Raw genomic sequence first — 285 nt, 5'->3', positions numbered from 1 at the left:
CAAGCAATATTTCTCGTAAAGTTTCATTTACCTTTTGTAAAGTTTTATTTACTTTTTACCTAAAAATGGATATGGTAAATGTAACAAATTTACAAAAAGGAGACTTTGTATATTTGATTAAAAATAAAGTAAAACAATTCCGTGTCGTTAGAGACATCACCCAAGAGCAATTAGCTTCCTCTGTTCAAATCACTAGACAATCCCTCCTCGCTATCGAGCAGAATAAATACAACCCAAGTTTAGAATTAGCATTGACATTATGTGAGTTTTTCGGCTGTAAAGTGG

1 protein-coding gene is annotated in these 285 nt (G+C 31.9%); it reads left to right on the top strand.

What is annotated here, in order from left to right:
* Window positions 1–65: 65 nt before the first annotated feature.
* On the top strand, window positions 66–285 hold a 220-nt coding region (locus SB773_RS31155; RefSeq protein ID WP_410594136.1), incomplete at its 3' end, for a helix-turn-helix transcriptional regulator.

It is taken from the genome of Bacillus sp. SIMBA_074 (assembly GCF_046534555.1).
In the GTDB taxonomy this organism is placed as follows: domain Bacteria; phylum Bacillota; class Bacilli; order Bacillales; family Bacillaceae_G; genus Bacillus_A; species Bacillus_A mycoides.
The sequence above is the reverse complement of the archived record's forward strand: the minus strand, read 5'-3'. Positions and strand labels throughout refer to the sequence as shown.